20 protein-coding genes are annotated in these 24,800 nt (G+C 66.9%); 12 read left to right on the forward strand and 8 right to left on the reverse strand.

Features of this window, described 5'->3' with window-relative positions:
* Positions 1–25 precede the first annotated feature (25 nt).
* From ABNK63_RS15115 to ABNK63_RS15130, 4 genes are read right to left on the reverse strand one after another with little or no spacing between them, the layout of a single operon-like run.
* Entirely contained in the window at positions 26–844 is an 819-nt protein-coding gene (locus ABNK63_RS15115) for an NAD(P)-dependent oxidoreductase (protein WP_007806540.1), read from the reverse strand.
* A 55-nt stretch (positions 845–899) separates the two neighbouring features.
* Complete coding sequence (locus ABNK63_RS15120) at positions 900–1,508, reverse strand: LON peptidase substrate-binding domain-containing protein (protein ID WP_350016098.1); 609 nt, start codon at positions 1,506–1,508, stop codon at positions 900–902.
* 45 nt (positions 1,509–1,553) lie between these two features.
* Entirely contained in the window at positions 1,554–2,999 is a 1,446-nt protein-coding gene (mpl, locus tag ABNK63_RS15125; RefSeq protein ID WP_350016099.1) for a UDP-N-acetylmuramate:L-alanyl-gamma-D-glutamyl-meso-diaminopimelate ligase, read from the reverse strand.
* Positions 3,000–3,037: 38 nt separating this feature from the next.
* The gene (locus ABNK63_RS15130) at positions 3,038–3,622 is read right to left on the reverse strand and encodes an adenylate kinase (protein WP_040672980.1); all 585 of its coding nucleotides are present in this window, start codon (positions 3,620–3,622) and stop codon (positions 3,038–3,040) included.
* 192 nt (positions 3,623–3,814) lie between these two features.
* Here ABNK63_RS15130 and ABNK63_RS15135 point away from each other — a divergent pair, with 192 nt between their 5' ends.
* From ABNK63_RS15135 to ppa, 9 genes are all read left to right on the forward strand, one after another.
* Positions 3,815–5,092 carry a 6-phosphofructokinase gene (locus ABNK63_RS15135; RefSeq protein WP_350016100.1) on the forward strand — a complete coding sequence of 426 codons (1,278 nt, stop codon included), beginning with the start codon at positions 3,815–3,817 and terminating at the stop codon, positions 5,090–5,092.
* A gap of 154 nt (positions 5,093–5,246) precedes the next feature.
* Positions 5,247–5,657, forward strand: a complete 411-nt coding sequence (locus ABNK63_RS15140) for an RcnB family protein (RefSeq protein ID WP_007806549.1) — start codon at positions 5,247–5,249, stop codon at positions 5,655–5,657.
* Positions 5,658–5,819: 162 nt separating this feature from the next.
* Positions 5,820–7,871, forward strand: a complete 2,052-nt coding sequence (locus tag ABNK63_RS15145) for a sodium-translocating pyrophosphatase (protein ID WP_007806551.1) — start codon at positions 5,820–5,822, stop codon at positions 7,869–7,871.
* Between the two features lie 231 nt (positions 7,872–8,102).
* Positions 8,103–10,241 carry a prolyl oligopeptidase family serine peptidase gene (locus tag ABNK63_RS15150; protein ID WP_040672982.1) on the forward strand — a complete coding sequence of 713 codons (2,139 nt, stop codon included), beginning with the start codon at positions 8,103–8,105 and terminating at the stop codon, positions 10,239–10,241.
* A gap of 414 nt (positions 10,242–10,655) precedes the next feature.
* Entirely contained in the window at positions 10,656–11,366 is a 711-nt protein-coding gene (locus ABNK63_RS15155; protein WP_162098639.1) for a YdaS family helix-turn-helix protein, read from the forward strand.
* Between the two features lie 91 nt (positions 11,367–11,457).
* A complete protein-coding gene (locus ABNK63_RS15160) occupies positions 11,458–14,604 on the forward strand; it encodes a TonB-dependent receptor (protein ID WP_350016101.1) in 3,147 nt (1,048 codons plus the stop codon).
* 329 nt (positions 14,605–14,933) lie between these two features.
* Positions 14,934–16,406, forward strand: coding sequence for a PLP-dependent aminotransferase family protein (locus tag ABNK63_RS15165; RefSeq protein ID WP_350016102.1), 1,473 nt, complete (start codon positions 14,934–14,936; stop codon positions 16,404–16,406).
* A gap of 103 nt (positions 16,407–16,509) precedes the next feature.
* Entirely contained in the window at positions 16,510–17,364 is an 855-nt protein-coding gene (locus ABNK63_RS15170) for a 2OG-Fe(II) oxygenase (RefSeq protein WP_007806560.1), read from the forward strand.
* A gap of 97 nt (positions 17,365–17,461) precedes the next feature.
* Positions 17,462–17,998 carry an inorganic diphosphatase gene (gene ppa / locus ABNK63_RS15175; RefSeq protein WP_007806561.1) on the forward strand — a complete coding sequence of 179 codons (537 nt, stop codon included), beginning with the start codon at positions 17,462–17,464 and terminating at the stop codon, positions 17,996–17,998.
* A 69-nt stretch (positions 17,999–18,067) separates the two neighbouring features.
* Here ppa and ABNK63_RS15180 read toward each other — a convergent pair whose 3' ends face one another.
* On the reverse strand, positions 18,068–19,090 hold the full coding sequence (locus ABNK63_RS15180; RefSeq protein WP_007806563.1) for a DUF2333 family protein: 1,023 nt from the start codon (positions 19,088–19,090) through the stop codon (positions 18,068–18,070).
* A gap of 38 nt (positions 19,091–19,128) precedes the next feature.
* Positions 19,129–20,037: a LysR family transcriptional regulator gene (locus ABNK63_RS15185; protein ID WP_007806565.1), complete on the reverse strand. Its 909-nt coding sequence runs from the start codon at positions 20,035–20,037 to the stop codon at positions 19,129–19,131.
* A gap of 99 nt (positions 20,038–20,136) precedes the next feature.
* Here ABNK63_RS15185 and ABNK63_RS15190 point away from each other — a divergent pair, with 99 nt between their 5' ends.
* Both ABNK63_RS15190 and ABNK63_RS15195 read left to right on the forward strand, forming a co-directional pair.
* Positions 20,137–21,360: an MFS transporter gene (locus tag ABNK63_RS15190; protein ID WP_350016103.1), complete on the forward strand. Its 1,224-nt coding sequence runs from the start codon at positions 20,137–20,139 to the stop codon at positions 21,358–21,360.
* A 59-nt stretch (positions 21,361–21,419) separates the two neighbouring features.
* A complete protein-coding gene (locus tag ABNK63_RS15195; protein ID WP_007806569.1) occupies positions 21,420–22,436 on the forward strand; it encodes a zinc-binding alcohol dehydrogenase family protein in 1,017 nt (338 codons plus the stop codon).
* 85 nt (positions 22,437–22,521) lie between these two features.
* Here the strand turns inward: ABNK63_RS15195 and ABNK63_RS15200 are convergent, their stop codons facing one another.
* Both ABNK63_RS15200 and ABNK63_RS15205 read right to left on the reverse strand, forming a co-directional pair.
* Positions 22,522–23,106 carry a ferritin-like domain-containing protein gene (locus ABNK63_RS15200; protein WP_007806572.1) on the reverse strand — a complete coding sequence of 195 codons (585 nt, stop codon included), beginning with the start codon at positions 23,104–23,106 and terminating at the stop codon, positions 22,522–22,524.
* A gap of 88 nt (positions 23,107–23,194) precedes the next feature.
* Positions 23,195–23,860 (reverse strand): TetR/AcrR family transcriptional regulator, encoded by a 666-nt coding sequence (locus ABNK63_RS15205; protein WP_007806573.1) that lies wholly within the window; start codon positions 23,858–23,860, stop codon positions 23,195–23,197.
* Positions 23,861–24,121: 261 nt separating this feature from the next.
* On the opposite strand from ABNK63_RS15205, the gene ABNK63_RS15210 reads away from it, so the two are divergent.
* Complete coding sequence (locus ABNK63_RS15210; RefSeq protein WP_007806575.1) at positions 24,122–24,781, forward strand: protein-L-isoaspartate O-methyltransferase; 660 nt, start codon at positions 24,122–24,124, stop codon at positions 24,779–24,781.
* The last annotated feature ends 19 nt before the right edge of the window (positions 24,782–24,800 follow it).

Below are 24,800 nucleotides of genomic sequence, written 5' to 3' on the forward strand. Positions count from 1 at the left end.
CGCGGTCCGGCAGGGGTTCCGAAGATCAGTCCAGGAACAGGTCCGGCAACAGGGGCGCCCCGGGCTGCACGGCGTAGCCGGACAGATCGCTGATCCCGGCCTCGCGCAGGACGTCCTCGTCGATCGCGAAATGGCCGGTGTATTCCGTCGAGCGCCGGGTCAGCATGGCGTGGGCGGCATCGGCCACGATCTCGGGCTTGCGGCAATGCTCGACCTTCACGCCATCAATCATGCCGATCGCCGCGGTGGCGATCACCGTGCGCGGCCACAGCGCGTTCACTGCGATACCCATCGGTGCGAACTCCGGGCTCATGCCCAGCACGCACAGGCTCATGCCGTACTTGGCGATGGTGTAGGCGGTATGCGGCGCGAACCATTTCGGATCGAGGTTCGGCGGCGGCGACAGCATCAGCACGTGCGGATTGGCCGCCTGTTTCAGATACGGCAGGCAACTGCGGGTCACCAGGAAGGTGCCACGGGTATTCACCTGCTGCATCAGGTCGAAGCGCTTCATCGGCGTCTCGGCGGTGCCGGCCAGCCAGATCGCGCTGGCGTTGTTCACCACGATGTCGATGCCGCCAAAATGTTCGGCGGCCCGTGCGGCGGCCGCGACCACCTGCTCTTCCTCGCGGATGTCCACCTGCAAGGCCAGCGCCTTGCCACCGGCCGCCTCGATCTCCGCGGCCGCGGTGTGGATGGTGCCCGGCAGCTTCGGGTTGGCCACGTTGCTCTTCGCCGCGATCACGATGTTGGCGCCGTCGCGCGCAGCGCGCAGCGCGATCGCCAGACCGATGCCCCGCGACGCGCCGCTGATGAACAAGGTCTTGCCGGCCAGCGTATCCATGATGTGTCGAATCCTCGAAAGGGAAAGTGCAGACAGGCAGTCTAGCGGGTGACGACTATGCCTTCTGGAAACGCGGCAGGATGTCGCGCAATTCGGCCAGGCGCAGCAGGGGGTCGGTCAGTTCCAGCATGCCTTGCTGCTCGGCGACATCCAGCGGCAGCAGTTCGGCCAGGCGCAGGCCGAGCCAGCTGGCATCCTCGTAGGCGGCGCGTGGCGCATCGCGCCAGTGAGGCGCCATGGTTTCGATCAGGCGCTCCAGGATGCTCTGCAGCAGCGCGAACTCCACCGGCACTTCCACGGTCGGTTCGTCCGGCCAGATTTCCACTTCGCCGCGCAGCAGGCCGTCCGATCTTGCCCGACTTCGTGCCACCCGAAAGCGCCGTCCGCCGGTGGCCATGATGCCGAGGAGGCCACCTTCATCGGTATTGAAGTCATGGATGTGCGCCATCGTGCCGATCGCGGCGGGCACCGCCGGCGCACCGGTTTCCTGTCCCTGCAGGATCAGGCAGACACCAAAGCCGGTGCCGTAACGCGTGCACTCGCGCACCAGATCGATATAGCGCGGCTCGAAGATGCGCAATTGCAACTTGCCGGCCGGAAACAGCACGGCAGGCAGCGGGAACAGCGGCACCTCGATCAGCGGCGGATGGGAACGGACAACCATGTCCGGAGTGTAACGACAGCGATGGGCACGGTCACCGCCGGCCGCTCAGGCCTGGCGCAGGCTTTCCACGAAGCGACGCGGGGCCGCCTCGAAGCCGCCGTTGGACATGAACACCACCTGGTCGCCCGGTCGCACCTGCTCGCGCAGGTGGTCGATCAGTGCATCGACCGTCGCGGCCGTGGCGCCGCGGCCGTCCAGCGCGTCGGTCACCCGGTGCGCATCCCAGGGCAATTCCGGGCGCTGCAGAAAGACCACGGCATCGGCGTCGGCAAGCGACGGCGCCAGCGCCTCGGCATGCGCGCCCTGGCGCATCGAATTGGAGCGCGGCTCCAGCGCGACCAGGATGCGCGCCGTTCCCACGCTGGCGCGCAGGCCGGCCAGGGTGGTGGCGATCGCGGTGGGATGATGGGCGAAGTCGTCGTAGACGCGGATGCCGTCCACCTCGCCGACCAGTTCCATCCGGCGCTTGGCGCTCTCGAAGCTGGCGAAGGCGGACAACAGCGCTCGCGGATCGGCACCGGCGGCAGCCGCCGCGGCCAGCGCCGCCAGCGCGTTCATCACGCTGTGGTGGCCGAGCAGGGTCCAGCGTATTTCGCCCAGCCGTTCGCCACGGTGATACACGGCAAAGGCCGAGCCGTCCGCCTCGATCAGGCTGGCCTGCCAGTCGCCGCGGCCGATGCCGAAGGTTTCCACCGGCGTCCAGCAACCCATCGCCAGCACTTCGGCCAGGCGCTCGTCGTGCGCGTTGACGATCAGCCGGCCGTTGCCGGGCACCGTGCGCACCAGATGATGGAACTGGCGCTGGATCGCCGCGACATCGGGAAAGATGTCCGCATGGTCGTATTCGAGGTTGTTGAGGATGGCGATGCGCGGACGGTAGTGCACGAACTTCGAGCGCTTGTCGAAGAACGCGGTGTCGTATTCGTCCGCCTCAATCACGAAAGGCGCCGCCGCAGGCGGCACAACACTCCCTTCTCCCCTCGGGAGAAGGTGGCGCGCAGCGCCGGATGAGGGTTCGGGGCCCGCGTATGCCTGCTTGCCCCCTAGCCGTGCCGACACCCCGAAATTCCCCGGCACTCCGCCGATCAGGAAGCCCGGTGCCAGCCCCGCGCTCTCGAGCAGATGCGCCAGCAGGCTGGTCGTGGTGGTCTTGCCGTGGGTGCCGGCCACCGCCAGCACGTCGCGCCCGGCCAGCACGGTCTCGCCCAGCCACTGCGGCCCGGAGATGTAGTTCAACCGCGCATCGAGCATGTACTCGACGGCGGGGTTGCCGCGCACCATCGCATTGCCGACCACCACCCGATCCGGCGCCGGCTGCAGGTGCTGCGCGGTGTAGCCACTCATCAGGCCGATGCCCAGCGCTTCCAGCTGGGTGCTCATCGGCGGATACACGTTGGCGTCGGAACCTTCGACCGTGTGGCCGAGTTCTCGCGCAAGCGCGGCGACGCCACCCATGAAGGTGCCGCAGATACCGAGGATGTGCAGGCGCATGCCGAACGACTCCGTGAAGTCCGCCGGAGCGGAAGTGCTCAGCCGTTCGCGGCAGCGGGCTCGCGGCGCAGGGCCTGTTCGACCCGCGCGGTGACCTCGTCGAGCTCGCCGACGCCATCGACCACCTGCAGCTTGCCGCGGCTGGCGTAGAAATCGGCGACCGGCGCGGTCTGTTCGGCATACACGCCCAGGCGCTTGCGCACGGTGTCGGGATTGTCGTCGGCGCGGGCTTCGGCCTTGAAGCGGATCTCGCAGCGACCGATGATCGCGTCGTTCGGCACGTCCAGCTTGATCACCGCATCCAGTGGCTGGCCGAGCCTGGCCAACAGGTGGTCGAGCGCGTCGGCCTGGGCCAGGTTGCGCGGATAGCCATCGAGGATGAAGCCGGCTTTCGCGTCAGGCTGGGCCAGGCGCTCTTCCAGCATGCCGAGCAGGATGTCGTCGGAAACCAGCTGGCCGGCATCCATCACCGCCCTGGCCTTGAGTCCCATCGCGGTACCCGCGGCCACCGCGGCGCGCAGCATGTCGCCGGTCGAGATATGCGGTACGCCCAGCGCCGTCTTCAATCGGGCTGCCTGCGTACCTTTGCCCGAGCCGGGCGCACCAAGTAGGACGAGTCGCATAATGCTCCACAAGTTCGACGTACTGCCGCACACTGCAACAGTCCGTCCGATATCCCGGATATTGTGCGCCAAATTAGCCGCTGCACCCCAAGTCGTCAAACGGCGGCAACCCCCAGGCACGCGCAAGTATCTGTCGCCAAAACCTTTGTTGCCGACCATGCGCAACACTTCATCGCCCGTATCGAGGAACCCATGAGCTCGAGTCGCCGTTCACCCGTCCCTGCCGGAAACATCCTGTATGCCCAGTCCGGCGGCGTCACCGCCGTCATCAACGCCACCGCGGCGGGGGTGATCGAAGCGGCCCGCGGCAGGAGCGTGAAGGTGTATGCCGCCCGCAACGGCATCCTGGGCGCGCTGCGCGAAGAGCTGATCGACACCTCGAAGGAGTCGGCCAGCGCGATTGCCATGCTGCGCCACACGCCCGGCGGCGCGTTCGGTTCGTGCCGCTACAAGCTGAAATCGCTGGACGACAACCGCGCCGAGTACGAGCGGCTGATCGAGGTTTTCCGGGCGCACGACATCCGCTGGTTCCTCTACAACGGCGGCAACGACTCGGCCGACACCGCGCTGAAGATCTCGCAGTTGGGCAAGGCGATGAACTACGACATCCGCTGCATCGGCGTGCCGAAGACGGTGGACAACGACCTGGCCGTCACCGACTGCTGCCCCGGCTTCGGCTCGGTGGCGAAGTACACGGCGATCTCCACCCTGGAAGCCAGCCTCGACGTGGCCTCGATGGCCGAGACCTCGACCAAGGTGTTCATCCTCGAAGTGATGGGCCGCCACGCCGGCTGGATCGCCGCCGCCGCTGGCCTGGCCGGCGAGGGCGCCGATGCGCCGCCGCACATCATCCTGTTCCCCGAGAACGCCTTCGACGAGGCGGCCTTCCTGGCCAAGGTGAAGGCCACCGTCGAGCGCGTCGGCTGGTGCACCGTGGTCGCCTCCGAAGGCGTGCGCAACGCGGCGGGCCAGTTCCTCGCCGAAGCAGGCACGCGCGACGCCTTCGGCCATGCGCAACTGGGCGGTGTGGCGCCGGTGCTGGCGGCGCTGGTGAAGGAAAAGCTCGGGTACAAATACCACTGGGCGCTGCCCGACTACCTGCAACGCTCGGCGCGCCATGCCGCGTCGAAGGTCGACGCCGAGCAGGCGCATGCCGTGGGGCGGGCCGCCGTGGAATACGCGCTGGCCGGGATGAACGCGGTGATGCCGGTGATCGTGCGCACCTTCGATGCACCGTATCGCTGGAAGATCGAACCGGCGCCGCTGGCGAAGATCGCCAACCGCGAGAAGAAGATGCCGAAGGGCTTCATCAGCCGCGACGGTTTCGGCATCACCGCCGCCGCGCGCCGCTATCTGGCGCCGTTGATCCGGGGCGAGGCGGCCCTGCCCTACGGCAAGGATGGCCTGCCACGTTACGTGAGCCTGAAAAACGTCGCGGTGCCACGCAAGCTGGCCCCGTTCCAGCGCTGAACCGGCGCAGTCTGTGACCGTGTTCGCGATGCTGAGCGCCACCTGAAACCGCCCTGCCGGAATCGGCTGGCGTTCAGCCGCAGCTTCCTACGATCCAACCTGCCCCGGTCGAACGCCGCATTGTCGCGGCCATTGCCGGGGGAGGAGACCCGAGATGAAACTCATCGCCCGCCTGCTCGTTGCGATCACCCTGCTCGGTGCCGGCAGCTTCGCGCTGGCCGCACCCGGCCCCGGGGATCATGGCCGCCATGGCCACGACCGCGGCAGTGATCGTCACCACGACAACCGCCGCGAGGATCACCGCCGCTACGAGGTCCGCCGCGACTACCGCCACCACGACGACCGGCGCTATGTGAGCCACGGCTATTACGGCCCGCGCCACTACGGTCACCCGCATCGCTGGGAACGCGGCCATCGCTACTACGGTCCGACTTATGTGGTGCGCGACTACGGCTACTACCGGCTGCGCCATCCGCCGCGCGGCTATCACTGGGTGCGCGCCGACAATGACTACCTGCTGGTCGCCATCGCCACCGGCATCATCCTGGATGTGGCGCTGCGCTAGAGCCGCGACAGGCTGAGGCATCGAGGGCCGCGTATTCGTACGCGGCCCTTTTCATTTCCTCGGTGGCGCTGCGCCGCACAACAGCCCGCGCCGCAACGTCTGCCTATACTCCCCGAGACCGCCCGTTCCGGACGGCCGCATACAACCCATGGGGAGGCTCCGATGCTGCAGCAGTATGGCTGGTGGATCGTTGTTGCATGTGCGTTAGTGGCGGTTTTGTATGGCGCGTTCTCCGCGCGCTGGATCCTGGCGCAATCGCCGGGCAACGAACGGATGCAGGAGATCGCCGCAGCGATCCAGGAAGGCGCCCGCGCCTACCTCAACCGCCAGTACACCACCATCGGCCTGGTCGGCGTGGTGCTGCTGCTGTTGATCGGTTTCTTTCTGAGCTGGCCGACCGCGATCGGCTTCCTGCTGGGCGCGCTGCTGTCGGGCGCGGCCGGCTATATCGGCATGAACGTGTCGGTACGCGCCAACGTACGCACCGCCGAGGCGGCTCGCGGCGGCCTGGGCAAGGCAATGGATGTCGCCTTCCGGGGCGGCGCGATCACCGGCATGCTGGTGGTCGGCCTGGCCCTGCTCGGCGTGGCCGGTTACTGGCTGCTGCTGAACCGCATGGGCATCAACGGTGAACCCGCCTTGCACGCGCTGGTCGGGTTCGCCTTCGGCAGTTCGCTGATCTCGATCTTCGCGCGCCTAGGCGGCGGCATCTTCACCAAGGGTGCCGACGTGGGCGCTGACCTGGTCGGCAAGGTCGAGGCCGGCATCCCCGAGGACGACCCGCGCAACCCGGCGGTGATCGCCGACAACGTGGGCGACAACGTGGGCGATTGCGCAGGCATGGCCGCCGACCTGTTCGAAACCTATGCGGTGACCGTGATCGCCACCATGCTGCTGGGCAGCCTGATGATCAGCGAGGTGGGCGCCAACGCGGTGCTGTATCCGCTGCTGCTGGGCGGCGTGTCGATCATCGCCTCGATCATCGGCACGCTGTTCGTCAAGGTGAAACAGGGCGGCTCGATCATGGGCGCGCTGTACAAGGGCGTGGTCGTCTCGGCCGTGCTGGCCGCTGCCGCGTTCTATCCGATCACCATGCAGCTGATGCCGGACTTCAGCCACGGCGCGATGAACCTGTGGGGCTGCACCCTGATCGGGCTGGCCCTGACCGGCGGCATCGTGTGGATCACCGAGTATTACACCGGCACCCAATACAAGCCGGTGCAGCACATCGCCGCCGCTTCCACCACCGGCCACGGCACCAACATCATCGCGGGCCTGGGCGTGTCGATGAAGTCCACCGCCTGGCCGGTGCTGGCCGTATGCGCCGCGATCTGGGGTGCGTTCGCCCTGGGCGGCCTTTACGGCATCGCGGTCGCCGCCACGGCGATGCTGTCGATGGCCGGCATGATCGTGGCGCTGGATGCCTACGGCCCGATCACCGACAACGCCGGCGGCATCGCCGAGATGGCCGACCTGCCACCGGAAGTGCGCGGCGTCACCGATCCACTGGACGCGGTGGGCAACACCACCAAGGCGGTGACCAAGGGCTATGCCATCGGTTCGGCGGCACTGGCGGCGCTGGTGCTGTTCGCCGACTACACGCACAACCTCAGCCAGCACTTCAGCGGCTCCCTGGTCAGCTTCGACCTCTCGAACCATTACGTGATCATCGGCCTGCTGATCGGCGGCCTGATCCCGTACCTGTTCGGCGCGATGGCGATGGAAGCGGTCGGTCGGGCCGCCGGTGCGGTGGTGGTGGAAGTGCGCCGCCAGTTCCGTGACATCCCGGGCATCATGGCCGGCACCGCCAAGCCGGAATACTCGCGCGCGGTGGACATGCTGACCCGGTCGGCCATCCGCGAGATGATCATGCCGTCGCTGCTGCCGGTGCTGGTGCCGGTGCTGGTGATCTTCGGCTTCAAGTGGCTCGGTGGCCCCGAGGCCGGCGCGCAGGCGCTGGGCGGCGTGCTGATCGGCACCATCGTCACCGGCCTGTTCGTGGCGATCTCGATGACCACCGGCGGCGGCGCATGGGACAACGCCAAGAAGTACATCGAGGACGGTCATCACGGCGGCAAGGGCTCGGAGGCGCACAAGGCCGCCGTGACCGGCGACACCGTCGGCGATCCGTACAAGGACACCGCCGGCCCCGCAGTAAACCCCCTGATCAAGATCATCAACATCGTGGCATTGCTGATGATCCCCCTGCTGTAATCGAAGCGACTCCCGCACGGCACTTCGCCGCTCTCCCGCACACCGGGAGAGCGGCGAAGCGGGGCCGGATCGAGACGACAGAATCCCGCCCCCGTGGCGGGATTCCTGTTCCAGGACTGGCGCTCCTGACTTTGGTCGGCAGCGGCCGTATGATCGGACGGTCGCGCTTCGACTGACCGCGGGCCGCACCGGCCACGTCCATCCCGTTCTTCGCGCACCTGGGGACACATCATGAAATCACTCTGGTTGATGCTGGCGCTTGGCGTCACACTGACAGGCATGACCGATATCCACGCCCGCGACACCACGCCCCCCGGGGCAGCCCCTGCCGCAAACGGCCACGACGACCCGTTCCTGTGGCTGGAAGACATCCACGGTACCCGCGCCATGGACTGGGTGAAGCAGCAGAACGCCACGACGGCGATGCGCTTCGTCGACAACGACGAATTCACCCGCACCCGCGACAGCATCCTCGAAGTGCTCGACTCCGACGCGCGCATTCCCTATGTCAGCCGGATGGGCAACCATCTGTACAACTTCTGGCGCGACAAGTCGCACCCGCGCGGCATCTGGCGGCGGACCACGCTGGCCGAATACCGCAAGGCCGAGCCGGCCTGGGAGGTGCTGCTGGACATCGACGCGCTGAACAAGGCCGAGGACAAGCGCTGGGTGTTCAAGGGCGTGCAATGCCTGAAGCCGGCGTTCGAGCGCTGCTTGGTGTCGCTGTCGCCGGATGGCGGCGACGCCATCGCCGTGCGCGAGTTCGACATACCGCACAAGCGCTTCGTGAAGAACGGCTTCGAGCTGCCCGTGGCGAAGACCCAGGTCGGCTGGATCGACGAGGACTCGGTCTACGTCGGCACCGATTTCGGGCCCGGCACGATGACCGAGTCGAGCTACCCGCGCATCGTCAAGCAGTGGCAGCGCGGCACGCCGTTGGCAAACGCCGCCGTCGTGTACGAAGGCAAACCGACCGACCTCGCCGTCAGCGCGTACCACGATCGCACACCAGGCTACGAGCGCGACTTCGTATCGATCGCCAGGGACTTCTTCCACAGCGAGCTGTATCAGCGCATCCATGGCAGCCTGGCCCGCGTCGAGGTGCCCGACGATGCCGAGGCCGATGCCCACCAGGCATGGCTGCTGGTGCGCACGCGCTCGCCGTGGACCGTGAACGGCACAACCTATCCGGCCGGCGCACTGCTGGCCACGCAGTTCGACCGCTTCATGGCCGGCAAGCGCGAGTTCACCGTGCTGTTCAAGCCCGATGCGCATACTTCGCTGGACTCCTACGCGTGGACCCGGCACCACCTGATCCTCAACCTGATGGACGACGTGAAGAGCCGCCTCGACGTGCTGACGCCGCCGCAGATGGCCACGCCCGATGGGGACTGGAAGCGCGCGGCGATGCCGGGCGCACCGGCGATGAGCTCGATCAGCGTGATCGACACCGACCCCGACCACAGCGACGAATACTGGCTCGACGTCACCGGCTTCCTGACCCCGTCGTCGCTGCAGCGCGGCGTGCTCGACAGCACGCCGGCCGAGACGGTCAAGCAGGCGCCGGCGTTCTTCGACGCCACGAAGTTCACGGTGAGCCAGCACTTCGTGAAGTCGAAGGACGGCACCAGCGTGCCCTATTTCGAAATCGCCCCGAAGGACCTCAAGCTGGACGGCGCCAACCGCACCCTGCTGTACGGCTACGGCGGTTTCGAAGTCTCGCTGCAGCCCTACTACAGCGGCAGCGTCGGCCGGGCCTGGCTGGAACGCGGCGGCGTCTACGTGATCGCCAACATCCGCGGTGGCGGCGAGTACGGCCCGCAATGGCACCAGGCCGCACTGAAGGCCAACCGCCCGCGCGCCTACGAGGATTTCGCGGCGGTTGCCGAGGACCTGATCAAGCGCAAGGTGACCTCGCCGAAGCATCTCGGGGCCGAGGGCGGCAGCAACGGCGGCCTGCTGATGGGCAACATGCTGACGACGTATCCGCAGCTGTTCGGTGCGATCGCCTGCGAAGTGCCGCTGCTGGACATGAAGCGCTACATCCACCTGTCGGCCGGTGCGTCCTGGATGGCCGAATACGGCAACCCGGATACCGCCGACTGGAACTTCATCAAGGCATTCTCGCCCTACCAGAACGTGAAGAAGGACGGCCATTACCCGCCCGTGCTGTTCTACACCGCCACCAGCGACGATCGCGTGGGGCCGGTGCAGGCGCGCAAGATGGCCGCGGAAATGCAGGCCCAGGGCCACCCGAACGTATGGTTCTACGAGAACCTCGAGGGCGGCCACGGCGCCGGCGCGGACAACCAGCAGTCCGCCCACATGCACGCGATGGCGTACGACTTCCTGTGGGACCAGCTGAAGTAGTCCGCCAAGCCCTGACTGCGTAACCCATCGCCCGGAACGGCCTCCGTTCCGGGCGATCTTCTTTCGGGGCGCGGGCGAAGCCGGGGAAGCCGCCCCGCTCGTTCGGCCACCGGCTTCCGCCTCACCGACCGGCGGATTCGTTCAATCATTATGGACGTCCAGACGTCCATATCGTGGTACGCATCCATTTGCGCAATGGCTGCATTTCTGCAGCCCGGGGCAGCAGCTGGGCAAGCCAATTGGCTTTGGCCGGTCCGGAAGAATTGGTTATGTAACGAAAGATTCCGGCATCTACCCTACATCCCCCAACGCTTCCCTAACAAAAACCTGACGCCCGGCGGACTCCCACAACCCGCCTTGTCACCCCATGTTGCCGGCCTCCCCAAGCCGGCATTCCCCCATGGAGCCAGCATCATGTCCACCAGTGCATCCTGGTTCGCGCCCCCTCCCCCGGGGCGAACCGGCAGCAACAGTCACGTCGCTGCGGCGGCGTCGAGCAAGCCCCTGGCGCGCCTTGCCCTGCTCGATGGCATGACGGGCAGGCATGCCGCGTCGCCCGGCGAGCCGGGCGCGGCGCATGCCGACGCCGCCGACGCGGCACGGGGTTTGCCCGAGCGCATACGCCGACTGATCAAGCTCGAAGGCAGCGCCGCGGCGATCGCCGATCGTTGCGGCTTTTCCGCCGGCGCCGTGCGCAACTGGCGCGACGGCCACAGTGACATCTCGCGCGAACGCTGCATCACCATGGCGCGAACCCTCGGTGTTTCGCTGCTGTGGCTGGTCGCCGGCGAGGGCCCGATGCACGCCGCCGACGAGCCGTCGCGCCCGGTCAGGCTGGTGCCGACGGCCACCGTCGAGCGGGTGGCTAGCGCGCCGGAATCCCTGCCCAGCCCGTCGCCTGCGGCGGGCCTGGACCCCCAGCTGCTGGCGGGGTCGCTGCGCCTGCTGCAGTCCTACATCGGGCTGCTCGGCGGCTCGCTGGATCAGTCCGCACGCGCGGACCTGCTGGCCGAACTCTACGGCGTCCTCGGGCACAGCCAGGGCGCCGAGCAGATCGATCGTCTGATGACCTTCCACAACAAGCTCAACGTGAAGCTCCGGAACAACCGGGGCCTGATCGCCTGAGCTTTTCACCTGCACCGGATTTTCATTTTGAGGTGGACGCGGGTTCGTTCCACCGGATCCGATGTCAATCACCACTGAAACGGGGAGCTACATGAAGAACCACGTAAATATCCAACGCAAGCCCGGCAGCCGACCGCTGGCCCATGCCGCGCTGGGCCTGGCGGCCGCCATCACGCTGGGACTGTATGGTGCCGGCGCCCTTGTTCCGGCTCACGCGCAGGCGACGACCGGCAGCATTTTCGGCCAGGCTCCCGCCAACAGCGGAGAGACCGTGAAGGTCAGCAACAACGCGGGCATCACCCGTGAAGTGGCGGTGGACGCGTCCGGCCGCTACACCGTGGACTCGCTGCCGCTGGGCGACTACACCGTGACCTTGCAGCGCGATGGCCAGGTGATCGACACGCGCTCGCACATCACGATGCGCGTGGGCGCCGGCACCGAGGTTTCCTTTGCCGCGCCGAACGCGGCGGACGCTCAGGTCCTGAGCGCCGTCACCGTGCAGGCCAATGCGCTGCCGAGCATCGACGTGACCGGTGTCGATTCGCGCACCGTCATCACCTCCCAGCAACTGGCCCGCCTGCCGCTGGCACGCAGCGCCGAGGCGATCGCGCTGCTGGCCCCGGGCGTGGTCGAAGGCAGCGGCCTGTTCAACGGCCTGAGCACCACCGGCGGCTCGGTCGTCTCGCTGGGCGGCTCCTCGGTCGTCGAGAACGCGTACTACATCAACGGCTTCAACACGACCGATCCGCTGAGCGGCTTCGGCGGTCTGACCCTGCCCTACGGCGCGATCGACCAGCAGGAAGTGCTCAGCGGCGGCTACGGCGCCGCCTACGGCCGCTCCGACGGCGGCGTGATCAGCCAGGTCGGCAAGCGCGGCACCAACGAATGGCATTTCGGTGGCCAGGTGCAGTGGACGCCCAGCAGCCTGCAGGGCGACCCGAAGAACTTCTACTACGTCAACGGCGACGGTTCGCGCGGCAGCATCTATCGCCGCCGCAACGACAACAAGTCATGGACGACCACCGTCGACGCCTACGTCGGCGGCCCGCTGATCAAGGACAAGCTGTTCTTCTTCGCCGCCGTCGAGGCCGAGCGCGAGCAGGGCCTGGGCGACTCCAACAGCGCAGTCGACCGCGGCGTGGGCCCGGTGACGGCGCCGTTCATCACGCATACGCGCGAAGACCGCCCGAAGTGGTACGGCAAGCTCGACTGGAACATCAACGACAGCAACGTGCTTGAGTTGACCGGTGCGTCCAGCAAGGACTCGTACGAGGGCTCGACCTACAACTACGACTACGACAGCGACAAGCAGACCGATTACGTCGGTGGCGCGACCTCGACCAAGAACGGCGCCGACCTCTACTCGGCCAAGTTCACCAGCTACATCACCGACGACCTCACGGTGAGCGCGTTGTACGGCAAGATGAAGGGCACGTACTACAGCGACACGCCCGGATTCGATCCGACCAACCCGTACCTCTTCCATCCGGAAAACCAGAACCCGGACGTCACCGGCGGCGACATCATCACCAACAACCAGACGGTGTCGACGATCAACCTGCCCGGGCATCGCTCGACCAACACCAACCTGCGCCTCGATGTCAGCTACAAGCTGGGCGATCACACGCTGACCGCGGGTATCGACAACCAGAACTCGTCGAACGTCGACGCGGGCACGTATTTCCCGCCCAACGGCCTCGGCTATGCCTGGTACTACGACCGGATCACCGACGGCGACGGCAACCCGCTGCCGAACCAGTACATCCTGGGCGGCCCGGGAACCGCGGCCGCGGGTGCCGACTGGCGCAACTCGCCGTGGGTTGCCGCCGCTGGCCCGGGCAGCAACGGCTACTACGTCTACCAGTACCGCTACCACGACAACGGCTCGTTCCGCGTCGCGCAGCGGGCGCAGTACATCGAGGACAGCTGGCAGGTCAACGATCGCTGGCTGGTCAAGCTCGGCCTGCGCAACGACCAGTTCACCAACTACGGTGGCGACGGTCAGCCGTACCTGCGCCTGACCTCGCCGCAGTGGGCGCCGCGCGTGGGCTTCAGCTGGGACGTCAATGGCGACTCCAGCATGAAGGTCTACGGCAATGCGGGTCGTTACTACCTCGCACTGCCCAGCAGCGTGGCGCAGCGTTCGGCTGGCACCTCGCTGTTCACCAGCACCTACTACACCTACACCGGCATCGACGCCAACGGCGCGCCCACCGGGCTGACCCCGATCGACACCAGCGTCGGCGCCGGGCAGCCGCTGTCGAACAACGGCGAGTACGGCCAGGGCCGTGACCCGCGCACGGCAGCGTCGACCAACCTGAAGTCGGAATACCAGGACGAGTACATCCTCGGCTTCGACAAGAAGCTGGGTGACTCGTGGGTGTACGGTGCCAAGGCCACCTATCGCAACCTGCGCAACGCCATCGACGACATCGCCGACAACGTGTCGATCATCGCCAAGATGAACGCGATGGGCATCGACCCGAACAGCTACGACGCCACCCAGGTGCCGGGCAGCATCCTGATCAACCCGGGCGCCACCTCGGTCTTCAACATCCCGAAGCTGGCCGGCGGCTACTACACCGTGCAGATGGACTGGAAGAACGATTTCCACTTCAACACCACGATGAAGCGCAAGTACTACGGCCTGGACCTGTACCTGGAGCATCCGTTCGACGGCAAGTGGCAGGGCAAGGTCGACTACCTGTTCTCGCGCAGCTACGGCAACAGCGAAGGCCAGGTGAAGACCGACGTCGGCCAGACCGACGTGTCGGCCACCTCCGACTGGGATTACGCGCAGATCATGGACTACGCCAATGGCGAACTGGCCAACAGCCGGCGTCACCAGATCAAGGCGTACGGTTCGTATCAGCTGAACCCGGCGTGGATGCTGTCGGGCAACCTGACCGTCATGTCCGGCGCGCCCAAGAGCTGCCTTGGTCTGTATGCCAACAACACCAACCCGGGCCTGGGTTACGGCACGTACTATCACTTCTGCAATGGCCAGCCGTCGTCGCCGGGCGAGTCGCACAACCCGTGGACCTACCTGCTGAGCCTGAGCGCGGAATACCGGCCGGAATGGGCACAGCGCCGGCTGGGCTTCAACGTGATGGTCTACAACGTGTTTGACAGTCAGGAGACGACGCAGACCTACGCGCGTCAGGGCGTCAACTATCTGCGTCCGTTCACGGCGCAGACCCCACGCTATGTGCGTTTTGGCGTGAACTACGACTTCTGATCCGCCAGCAACACCGTGAAACGGGGCACCGCCGAGCTTTTCGGCGGTGCCTTTTTGTTTCACCGGCGGACACGGACGCCGCGGCAGGCGGCGGATTCCGGCTTGCCATCCGCGAGCCTTCACGACTGCAGCCGTGGACCGGTGCGCGTCCCGGCGAATCCACGCCGCGCGAACGCAGCCGAACGAGTCCTCCATCGAAGCTTCATCGTGACTTCTGCCGCACGACGCGCAGTCACGCTGGCCTCTAATCTTCCCCATCGGCCATCGCGTTGTCCCCACATCGCCGTGGCTCCAGTCCATGCATTTCTGAAACCCCTCGGAGATCTGGCGTGTTCCTCATCCTAGACGGCACCGGGCCCCAGTACGCCCAACTTTCGCGAGCCATGAAGGCAGCGATCCTCGACGGTCGCATCGGCATCGGCTCGCGCCTCGCTCCCACCCGCGAGCTGGCCCAGGAACTCGGGCTCTCGCGGACCACCGTGCTGGCTGCCTACGAGCAGTTGCGCGCGGAAGGTTTCATCGACGCCAGGGTCGGATCGGGCAGCTACGTGGCGCACCTGCAGACCACGCGCACGGCGCGTCCGCTCGAGCGCTCGATCACTCCGCCATCGCGTTATGCGCATCGCGCGCGACGGGTGCAGGACAGGACCATTGCGCAGTTGCACAGCGGCCTGCGCTACAACCTGCAGTACGGCAACCCGCTGGTGAATCCCGCGCTCAGCGAGACCTGGGGGCGCGAACTGGCACGCGCCGCGGCCTATACGCCCACCAGCGACATCCGTGCGCAGGGTTCGCCGGCCCTGCGCGAACAGGTGTGCGCCTACCTGGCACGGCACCGGGGCGTGCGGGCGCTGCCGGAGAACGTGCTGATCGTCAGCGGCGCCCAGCAGGCCTTCTCGCTCGCCGCCCGGGTGTTGTTGAACGAGGGCGATCCGGTGGCGCTGGAAGACCCCCATTATTTCGGCGCCTACCAGGCACTCGGAGCGCATGGCGCCCGCATCTGTTCCGTGCCGGTCGACCACGAAGGCCTGGTCTGCGAGGCGTTGCCCGTGCCGGCGCCGGCGCTGGTCTGCGTCACGCCTTCGCACCAGTTTCCCAGTGGCGCCGTGATGTCGCTGCGGCGACGACTGGAACTGCTGCACTACGCCGACACGCACAACAGCTGGATCCTGGAAGACGACTACGACGGCGAGTTCCGCTACGACAGCCGCCCGCTGGCTGCGCTGCGGTCGCTGGACCAGGGCGACCGGGTGATCCACGTCGGCAGCTTTTCCAAGACGCTGTTCGGCAGCCTGCGCCTTGCCTACATGGTGCTGCCCGTCGCCTTGCGGGACGATTTCATCAACGCAAAATATCTCAGCGACTTTTCCTGCCCCGGGATCGAGCAGGCGGCGCTGGCGCATTTCATGGAAAGCGGTGGTTTCGAACGGCACCTGCGGCAGGCGCGCAAGGAGCTGAAGGGGCGCCGCGAAGAACTCATCCGCGGCTTGCACCGGCACGCCGGCGACCGGGTGGACATCGTCGACTCCCCGGCTGGCATGCACGTGGTGGTGTGGCTTCGCGGCTACGACGAAGCGCAGGCACAGGAACTGATCGAACTGGCCCACTCGCAGGGCCTGGGCCTGTATCCGATGGCGCCGCACTACGCGTCCGCCCAGGCCCGCCAGGGGCTGCTGCTGGGCTACTGCGGCCTGTCCGCGCAGGAATTGCATGAAGCGATGCAACTGTTCGGCCATTGCCTGGACGAGATGGAGGAGCGGATGGCGCGGCGACCGGCGCGACGCCGCTGCCAGGGCGGCTGATCGATCCTGCCCCGTCCTGCCGGCGACGAGGCGCGCGCCCGCGATCAAGCCGGTGCGGCGCATGCAGTAAGCTTTCCGCTCCGCTGCCGACGCTGTCCCATCCATGCACCCACGCACCACGATCACCCCGCAACTGCGCGACTGGATTCTGACCACGACGCGGGACGGCCACAGCGTGACTGAAGTGTTGCGGCTGATGAAGGACAACGGTTACGACCCGCGCCAGAGCCGCAGCATCGTCGCCGAGGTGTTGAAGCTGCCCTTGGCGGCGCTGAATGCGGCGGCACCGGGCGCGTCGCCCCGCGGCTTGCGCACGAGACATCCCGAAGCGCCTGAAGTCGATGTCGACGGGCATCTCGTCGGCATTTCGCTCAGTGTGGAGAACCCCGCGCTGCGCGTGCTGGAAAACCTGCTCGCCGCGGAAGAATGCGAGGAGCTTATCGCGCTGGCGCAACCCCGGCTCAAGCGCGCGCTGACGGTGGCCAGCGACGGCAGCAACCAGGTCGACCAGCGACGCACCAGCGAGGGGATGTTCTTCACCTTGAACGAGCTGCCGCTGGTGGGCCGGATCGAGCAACGCCTGGCCACCCTGCTGGGCATGCCGGTCAGTCACGGCGAAGGACTGCAGATCCTGCACTACCTGCCCGGCCAGGAGTACGAACCGCACTTCGACTGGTTCGACCCGCAGCAGCCCGGCTACGACACCATCACCGCGGTCGGTGGCCAGCGCGTGGCCAGCGTGGTGATGTACCTGAACACGCCGGCACAGGGCGGCGGCACCGCCTTCCCGGAATTGGGCCTCACCGTCACCGCACGGCGTGGTGCCGCGGTGTACTTCGCCTACGAGGGCGGCGACCAGCAATCCCTGCATGCCGGCTTGCCGGTGCAGCGGGGGGAAAAGTGGATCGCCACCAAATGGCTGCGCGAACGTCCCTACGGACATTCGCACAAGGCCTGAACAGCCGGTCCGGCGGCCGGCCCGCGTTGCTGCGGCGCAGCAGCGATTGGCGTATCCTTGCAGACCTTCTTTCCTCAATCTTCGCCAAGGACTGTCCATGGGTCTGCATCTCGTACCCGCCGGCCGCAACGTGCCGGACGAAATCAACGTCATCATCGAAATCCCCAAGGATGCCGAGCCGGTCAAGTACGAAGTGGACAAGGATAGCGGCGCGATCTTCGTCGACCGCATCCTCTCCACGCCGATGCGTTACCCGTGCAACTACGGCTACGTGCCGGGCACCCTGGGTGGTGACGGCGACCCGCTGGATGCGCTGGTGATCCTGCCGCTGCCGCTGACCGTGGGTTCGGTGATCCGCTGCCACCCGGTCGGCATGCTGCAGATGTCGGACGAGGCGGGCAGCGACGAGAAGCTGGTGGTGATCCCGTCGCCCAAGGTGTTCCCGGGCTACGCGCACATCAACGACATGAAGGGCGTCTCGCCGCACTGGCTGGAGCGCATCGGCCACTTCTTCGAGCACTACAAGGATCTGGAGAAGGGCAAGTGGGTCAAGATCGAGGGCTGGGCCGGTGCCATCGAGGCCAAGGCCGAGATCGTCGCGGGCGTCGAGCGGTACAAGGCCAGCAAGGCCTGATCAGCTGACGGACCAACGGCGCGCCCGCTTCGCGTGGCGCGCCGTTTTCGTGTCTGCCACCCGCATGAATCAACCGCGCTTGAGCAGCTCGCGCAGGTCGATCAGGGCCGCGTTCGCCCGCGACACGTAGTTCGCCATCACCAGCGAATGGTTGGCGAAGAAGCCGAACGGCGAACCGTTCAGCACCATCGGGCTGTGCAGCGGACGCTGCGCTTCCTCCAGTTCGCGGATCACCTGCTCCAGGCTCACGTCGGCGTGCTTGGAACGCAGGATCGGGCCGAAGTCCTGCTGGAACGCCTTGAGCTGCTCCAGCAGGGTCGAGGTGTAGCCGCGCGCCTCGTAGAAGTTGTCGTCGATCTTCGTCCACGACGTCTTCACCAGCCGGCCGCCACCAGGCGTCGCCACCGTGCTGGCTGCCGCCGGCTCGTCCGCCGAAGCCACGTCGCCGATGCGGATCTGCCCCACGCTGGCCGACAGCCGCTGCGACAGCGAACCCAGCCGCGAGGAAACCAGCTGCAGGTAGTCGGCCAGGTTGTCCGCGCGCGCGTAGAAGTGCGCATTGCTGTCGTCGGCGTCGCCGAGCCGGCCCAGATAGCCGTCCAGATGTCTGATCGCCTTGCGGTACTGGCTCTCCGAACTGGGCAGCAGCCAGCGGTCGTTCGGACTGTTGAGCAGCGGATCGGCCTCGGCCAGATCCTTGTCCTCGGTCGACTGCGTCTGCGAACGGCTGAAGTCGTTGCGCAACGCGCGCACCAGGTCGCGCGAGGCGGTCAGCGAGCCGAATTCCCAGTTGGGCACGTTGTCCATCAGCACGCCGGGCGGCAGCTTGTCGTTGCTGAGGTAGCCGCCGCGCTTGTCCAGCAGCGTGTGCACCGAGGTGATCAGGGTGACCGTGGTGGTGGCGCCGACGCTGACCGGCCGCTTCAGTTCCTGCATCTGCGCCCGGGTCACCGTCACCGGATCGAACAGCGCGGGCTCGCTGTCCCACCACCACATCAGTGCGCCCACGAACAGCAGCACCAGCGCGCACAGCGCCAGGATGGCGCGGCGCATGCCGTGGCGTGGCGGGTTCGAGGTGTCCTGGGTCTGCATCGGGCAACTCCTGCGGGGAATGGGCAAAGCTTACAGGCTCATCGTTCCCACGGCGGATGCGCCCCCAGCCGCTCGGCCAGGAAGTCGACGAAGGCGCGCACCCGCGGCGGCACCAGCCGGCGCTGCGGCATCACCGCGTGGATGCCGGTGGTGGCGATCGCATGGTCTGGCAGCACGACCTGCAGTCGGCCGTCGCGCAGTTGCTGGTGCACGTGCCAGACCGAGTGCATCGCGATGCCGAGGCCGGCCACCACCGCGTCGCGCAGCAGTTCGCCCTGGTTGGTCTCGAAGCGGCCCTGCACGCGCTGCGCGATGGCGCGGCCCTTGCGGTCGCTGAAATGCCAGGTGTCCTGCCGACCCCGGCTGCCGACCAGCAGCAGGCAATCGTGTTTCGCCAGATCGGCCGGCGTGTGCGGTACGCCGCGGCGTTGCAGGTAGGTCGGCGACGCGCACAGCACGCGCCGGTTGGTCGCCAGCTGGCGCGCCACCAGACCGGAGTCGTCCAGCGCGCCGACCCGGATGCCGAGGTCGAAACCGGAACCGACCAGGTCCACGACCTGGTCGTCGAGATTCACGCTGAGCTTCACCCGCGGATGCCGGGCCAGGAATTCCGGCAGCAGCGGGGAAATGTACTGGCTGCCGAACGCGGCCGACATGGTCACCCGCAAGGTGCCGCTGACTTCGCTGGCGCCCTGGCGCAGGCCGCCGGTCAGTACCTCCAGGTCCTCCACCAGCGCGCGTCCCTGCTCGGCCAGCTGCATGCCCTCGGGCGTGGCATGCAGCCGGCGCGTGGTCCGGTGCAGCAGGCGCACGCCCAGTTCGCGCTCCAGCCGCTTCAGCCGCTGGCTGGCCACCGCCACCGACAGGTCGAGGCTGCGCGCGGCGGCGCTGATCGAACCCAGGTCGAGCACGCGCAGGAACAGGCCGAGGTCGCCGATGCGGTCCATGACTATCAACCATTCATTGATAATGATTAGCCATCTTGGTGGTTTTTGCAGAAAAGGCAAATCCTTAGGCTGGCGCATCGTTTCTTCAGGACTGTCGCCATGCGCCCCCCTTCCTCCGTCCGGCCACGCACCCCGCTGGCGCTGTACGCGCTGACCGCCGGCGCGTTCGGCATCGGCACCACCGAATTCGTGATCATGGGCCTGTTGCTGCAGGTCTCCGCCGACCTCCACGTCGGCATCGCCGCCGCCGGCCTGCTGATCTCCGGCTATGCGATGGGCGTGTTCGTGGGTGCGCCGCTGCTGACCGCGGCCACCAGCCGGCTGCCGCACAAGACCGCGCTGATCGCCCTGATGATCATCTTCACCCTGGGCAACCTGGCCAGCGCACTGGCGCCTAGCTACACCGTGCTGATGATCGCGCGGGTGCTCACCTCGCTGGCCCACGGCACCTTCTTCGGCGTCGGCGCGGTGGTGGCGACCGGGCTGGTGGCGGAGGATCGCAAAGCCTCGGCGATCTCGATCATGTTCACCGGCCTCACCGTGGCGACCCTGCTCGGCGTGCCCGCCGGCGCCTGGCTGGGCCTGCATCATGGCTGGCGCGCCACGTTCTGGGCGGTGACCGCGGTCGGCGTGCTGGCCACGATCATCATCGCCACGCTGGTACCGGCCGATCGTGGCGGACACGCACCGATGAAGTTCGCCGAGGAGCTGAAAGGCATCGCCCATCCGCAGGTGTTGCTGGGCCTGCTGATGACCGTGCTCGGCTTCGCCGGCGTGTTCGCGGTATTCACCTATATCCAGCCGATCCTGACCCGCATCACCGGCTTTGCCGACAGCGCGGTATCGCCGATCCTGCTGGTGTTCGGCGGCGGCATGGTGGTGGGCAACCTGCTTGGCGGCCGACTCGCCGACAAGCGGCTGATGGCGACCCTGCTGGGCTCGCTGATCGCGCTGGCGGTCGTGCTGGGCACGATGACCCTGGCCCTGCACAGCAAGCCGGCGATGATCGCGTTTGCCGCGGTGTTCGGCATCGCCGGGTTCGCCACCGTGGCGCCGCTGCAGCTGCGGGTGCTGCAGAAGGCCAGCGGCGGTGGCGTGCTGGCGTCGAGCTTCAACATCGCCGCGTTCAACCTCGGCAATGCGATCGGCGCGTGGCTGGGCGGCGCGGTGATCAGCCATGGACCGGGCCTGGGCGCCGTGACCTGGGTGGCCGCGACCCTGCCGCTGCTCGGCCTGATCGTGGCGCTGTACAGCATGCGGCTGGATCGCCCCCAGGCATCCCGTGTCGCACCCCGTTCCGCCGGCCTCGAAGCATCCTGCTGAAACCGCGTTCGCGCCAGCGCAAACTCTTTCCCGTCCCCTGTCCGAAGTTCGGAGATTCCATGAAAGCCGTCGCCCTCACCCGTTATCTGCCGATCGATGATCCGCAATCGCTGATCGACATCGAACTGCCCCGCCCCGTCGCGGAAGAACACGATCTGCTGGTGCGCGTCGAAGCGGTTTCGGTGAATCCGGTCGACACCAAGTTGCGCTCGCCGAAGCCCCAGGTGGAAGCGCAGCCGAAGGTGCTGGGCTATGACGCCGCCGGCACGGTCGAGGCGATCGGCGCGGCGGTGACCGGGTTCCGGCCCGGCGACCGCGTGTACTACGCCGGTGACGTCACCCGGGCCGGCAGCAATGCGCAGTACCAGCTGGTGGACGCACGGCTGGTCGGCCACGTGCCGCCTTCGGTCGAACTGGCCGACGCCGCGGCCTTGCCGCTGACCGCACTCACGGCCTGGGAGCTGCTGTTCCAGCGCATGCCGTTCGACAGCGAGCGCGGTGGCGAAGGAAAGTCCCTGTTGATCATCGGCGGCGCCGGCGGGGTGGGCTCGATCGCGATCCAGCTGGCCCGACGCGCAGGTTTCACCGTGATCGCCACCGCCTCACGCGCCGAAACCATCGACTGGTGCCGCACGATGGGAGCGCAGCACGTGATCAACCATCGCGAACCGCTGGCCGCACAGCTGCAGGCGCTGGGTTTCTCCCAGGTCGATGCGGTGCTCAACCTCGCCGACACCGACCGCTACTGGTCCGTCATCGGCGACCTGCTCGCGCCGCAAGGCCACGTGGGGCTGATCGTGGAACCGGTCGGCGCGCTGAAGATCGGCGATCCCTACAAGGCCAAGTGCATCGGCATCCACTGGGAAATGATGTTCGCGCGCGCCCGCTACAAGACGGACGACCAGGCCGAACAGGGATGCATCCTCGAACGCGTGGCAGCGATGCTCGCCAGCGGTGAACTGCGCGGCACGCGCACCGCCACCCTGACGCCCATCCATGCCGCCAACCTGCGCGAGGCGCATCGCCAGCTGGAATCCGGCAGCACGATCGGCAAACTGGTGCTGGCCGGCTGGTAAAAATGAAGCAGGGTGGCGGCGGCCACCCTGCTTCCCGACCTGCCTGCAATTCCGATCGGCAGACTTCCCGGCCTTTCGACAAGGCCTATCTGGATGAAGCGGGCTTGGCCGGCTCGCCTTTCTTGCCGAAATCCTCCATCAGGGTCTTCATGTCCTCGGCGTGCTCCTCTTCCATCGCCAGGATGCCTTCCAGCATGCGCTTGGTGGTGGTGTCCCGGTCACCCACGTAGTTGATGATTTCCCGATAGCTGTCGATGGCGATGCGTTCGGCGACGAGATTTTCCTCGATCATCGCCGCCAGTTCCTCCGGCACCACGAACTCGGCATGGCTGCGAGTGGAAAGGCCATCCGGCGAGAAATCGGGTTTGCCATCGAGCTGGGTGATGCGCTCGGCGATCAGGTCCGCGTGACCCTGCTCCTCGTTCGCGTGTTCGAGGAATTCGGCAGCCACGCTCTTGGCGTTGATGCCGGAGGCAAGATAGTGGTGGGCCTTGTAACGCAACACGCAAACGAGTTCGGTGGCCAGCGCCTCGTTGAGCAGCTTCAGCACCGTTTCCCGATCCAGCGTGTAGCTGTCGGTGACCGCGCCGCGCTGCATGTGTTCCCGCGCTCGCCGCCGGATCGTCTGGATGTCGGAAAGGAACGGCGTGGACTTCGACTGGGTGGCCATGGAATATCCCTTGCGTGGGCGGATTCAGGCCAGTCTAGTCACCCGGTGTGGCGGCAGCGTCAACGCCCCCGCCGGGTCGCCCCGCCACTCAGGCCGCGGACGAACCACGCGGCAGGTAGGCGCGCAGGAACATGTCGACACCGGCCCGGGCGGTGGCTTCGATCTCCGCGGCATAGCTTTCGGGACAGTCGGTGCAACCGAACATCTGGCGCATCATCAGGTTGCCCTTGATCAGGCTGAGGAACTGCGTGCAGGCACGTGGCACGTCGGCGATGTCCAGCTGGCCAGCGTCGACCGCCTGCTGCAACAACCGCTCCATCAGACCGTGCGTGCGCGCGGCACCCTCTTCCCAGATCAGCTTGCCGTAGCGCGGATTGCCCTGACGGCAATCGCTGAGGATGGCGCGAAACGTGCCCACGGTTTCCGCGTTGCAGTCGAGGTGGGCATGGATCAGCGCCACGCGAAGCAAGGTCTCGCGGATGTCCGCGTGCGGGTCGAAGGCATAGGTCTCTTCCGGCAGCAGATCCTCGATGCGCGAACGGATCACTTCGCGGAACAGGTTGTCCTTGTCGCCGAAGTGGCTGTACACCGTGAGCTTGGACACCCCGGCGTCGGCGGCAATCGCATCCATGCTGGTGCCGGCGAAGGCATTGCGGATGAACAGCGCCTTCGCCGCGACCAGAATGGCCGCACGCTTCTCCATGTCCTTCGGACGACCGGGACCCTGGGCTCTGATTTGCGCGCTGCTGCTCATGCCTCCACCTTCACAAACGGGGTTCATCGCTTTATTATACGCCCCGGTTCATTTATTTTCCAGAACAGGCACCGGCACCGACTCCAGTGCGAGCGCACGCGCGCATCGAGGTGACGTGCGTCAACCGCTTCCGATGACTTCCGGCACTTCGTGGCCCGCCGCGCAACCGGCAGGCTGTGACCGTCGGAGCGTGTCATTGTGGGAGCGCGCGCTAGCGCTTATCCTTTTTGACCTTTTTCGATCCGCATGGGACACGAGCAGATGGCGATGAATATCGAGCAGGCGCGACTCAACATGGTGGAAAACCAGGTGCGCCCGTGGGAAGTCCTGGACGCCCGCGTGCTGGACGTGATCGCCCGCGTGCGTCGCGAGGATTTCGTCGCCGCCGAACATCGCCAGCTTGCCTTCGCCGACCTGTGCCTGCCGCTGGGCCACAACGAAGTGATGATGAAGCCGGTGGTGGAAGGTCGCGTGCTGCAGGCACTGGAACTGCAGGGCGCCGAGCACGTGCTGGAAATCGGTACCGGCTCGGGGTTCCTCACCGCCTGCCTGGCCGGCTTGTCCGCGCATGTCACCAGCGTCGACATCCATGCGGACTTCACGGCGGCCGCCGGTCAACGCCTGCAGGCCGCCGGCGTTTCCAACGCCAAGCTGGTCACCGGCGAAGCCGTGAACGAGTGGCAGCCCGACGGCCTGTTCGACGGGCTGGTGGTGACCGGGGCGGTGCATGCGATACCGCCGCGCTGGCTGACCTGGCTCAAGCCCGGTGGTCGCGCCCTGGTGATCCGCGGTGAATCGCCGGTGCAGCATGCCACCCTGCTCATCCATGAGGGCGCCGGTCGCTACCGCGAAGAGGCCCTGTTCGAAACCGACCTTCCCTACCTGAGTCACGCCGAGCCGCCGCCGCGGTTCGTGTTCTGAGCTCATCCCCGAATCGATA

Source organism: Rhodanobacter sp. IGA1.0, from assembly GCF_040208325.1.
Taxonomy (GTDB): Bacteria; Pseudomonadota; Gammaproteobacteria; order Xanthomonadales; family Rhodanobacteraceae; genus Rhodanobacter; species Rhodanobacter spathiphylli.

Excerpts from the sequence above, each read along its gene's own strand:
- mpl (WP_350016099.1), bottom strand. The coding sequence starts at position 2,999 with ATGCGCCTGCACATCCTCGGTATCTGCGGCACCTTCATGGGTGGCGTC.
- ABNK63_RS15210 (WP_007806575.1), top strand. The coding sequence starts at position 24,122 with ATGGCGATGAATATCGAGCAGGCGCGACTCAACATGGTGGAAAACCAG.
- ABNK63_RS15185 (WP_007806565.1), bottom strand. The coding sequence starts at position 20,037 with ATGGACCGCATCGGCGACCTCGGCCTGTTCCTGCGCGTGCTCGACCTG.
- ABNK63_RS15135 (WP_350016100.1), top strand. The coding sequence starts at position 3,815 with ATGAGCTCGAGTCGCCGTTCACCCGTCCCTGCCGGAAACATCCTGTAT.
- ABNK63_RS15120 (WP_350016098.1), bottom strand. The coding sequence starts at position 1,508 with ATGGTTGTCCGTTCCCATCCGCCGCTGATCGAGGTGCCGCTGTTCCCG.
- ppa (WP_007806561.1), top strand. The coding sequence starts at position 17,462 with ATGGGTCTGCATCTCGTACCCGCCGGCCGCAACGTGCCGGACGAAATC.
- ABNK63_RS15170 (WP_007806560.1), top strand. The coding sequence starts at position 16,510 with ATGCACCCACGCACCACGATCACCCCGCAACTGCGCGACTGGATTCTG.
- ABNK63_RS15160 (WP_350016101.1), top strand. The coding sequence starts at position 11,458 with ATGAAGAACCACGTAAATATCCAACGCAAGCCCGGCAGCCGACCGCTG.
- ABNK63_RS15200 (WP_007806572.1), bottom strand. The coding sequence starts at position 23,106 with ATGGCCACCCAGTCGAAGTCCACGCCGTTCCTTTCCGACATCCAGACG.
- ABNK63_RS15140 (WP_007806549.1), top strand. The coding sequence starts at position 5,247 with ATGAAACTCATCGCCCGCCTGCTCGTTGCGATCACCCTGCTCGGTGCC.
- ABNK63_RS15145 (WP_007806551.1), top strand. The coding sequence starts at position 5,820 with ATGCTGCAGCAGTATGGCTGGTGGATCGTTGTTGCATGTGCGTTAGTG.
- ABNK63_RS15190 (WP_350016103.1), top strand. The coding sequence starts at position 20,137 with ATGCGCCCCCCTTCCTCCGTCCGGCCACGCACCCCGCTGGCGCTGTAC.
- ABNK63_RS15130 (WP_040672980.1), bottom strand. The coding sequence starts at position 3,622 with ATGCGACTCGTCCTACTTGGTGCGCCCGGCTCGGGCAAAGGTACGCAG.
- ABNK63_RS15195 (WP_007806569.1), top strand. The coding sequence starts at position 21,420 with ATGAAAGCCGTCGCCCTCACCCGTTATCTGCCGATCGATGATCCGCAA.
- ABNK63_RS15180 (WP_007806563.1), bottom strand. The coding sequence starts at position 19,090 with ATGCAGACCCAGGACACCTCGAACCCGCCACGCCACGGCATGCGCCGC.
- ABNK63_RS15205 (WP_007806573.1), bottom strand. The coding sequence starts at position 23,860 with ATGAGCAGCAGCGCGCAAATCAGAGCCCAGGGTCCCGGTCGTCCGAAG.
- ABNK63_RS15155 (WP_162098639.1), top strand. The coding sequence starts at position 10,656 with ATGTCCACCAGTGCATCCTGGTTCGCGCCCCCTCCCCCGGGGCGAACC.
- ABNK63_RS15150 (WP_040672982.1), top strand. The coding sequence starts at position 8,103 with ATGAAATCACTCTGGTTGATGCTGGCGCTTGGCGTCACACTGACAGGC.
- ABNK63_RS15115 (WP_007806540.1), bottom strand. The coding sequence starts at position 844 with ATGGATACGCTGGCCGGCAAGACCTTGTTCATCAGCGGCGCGTCGCGG.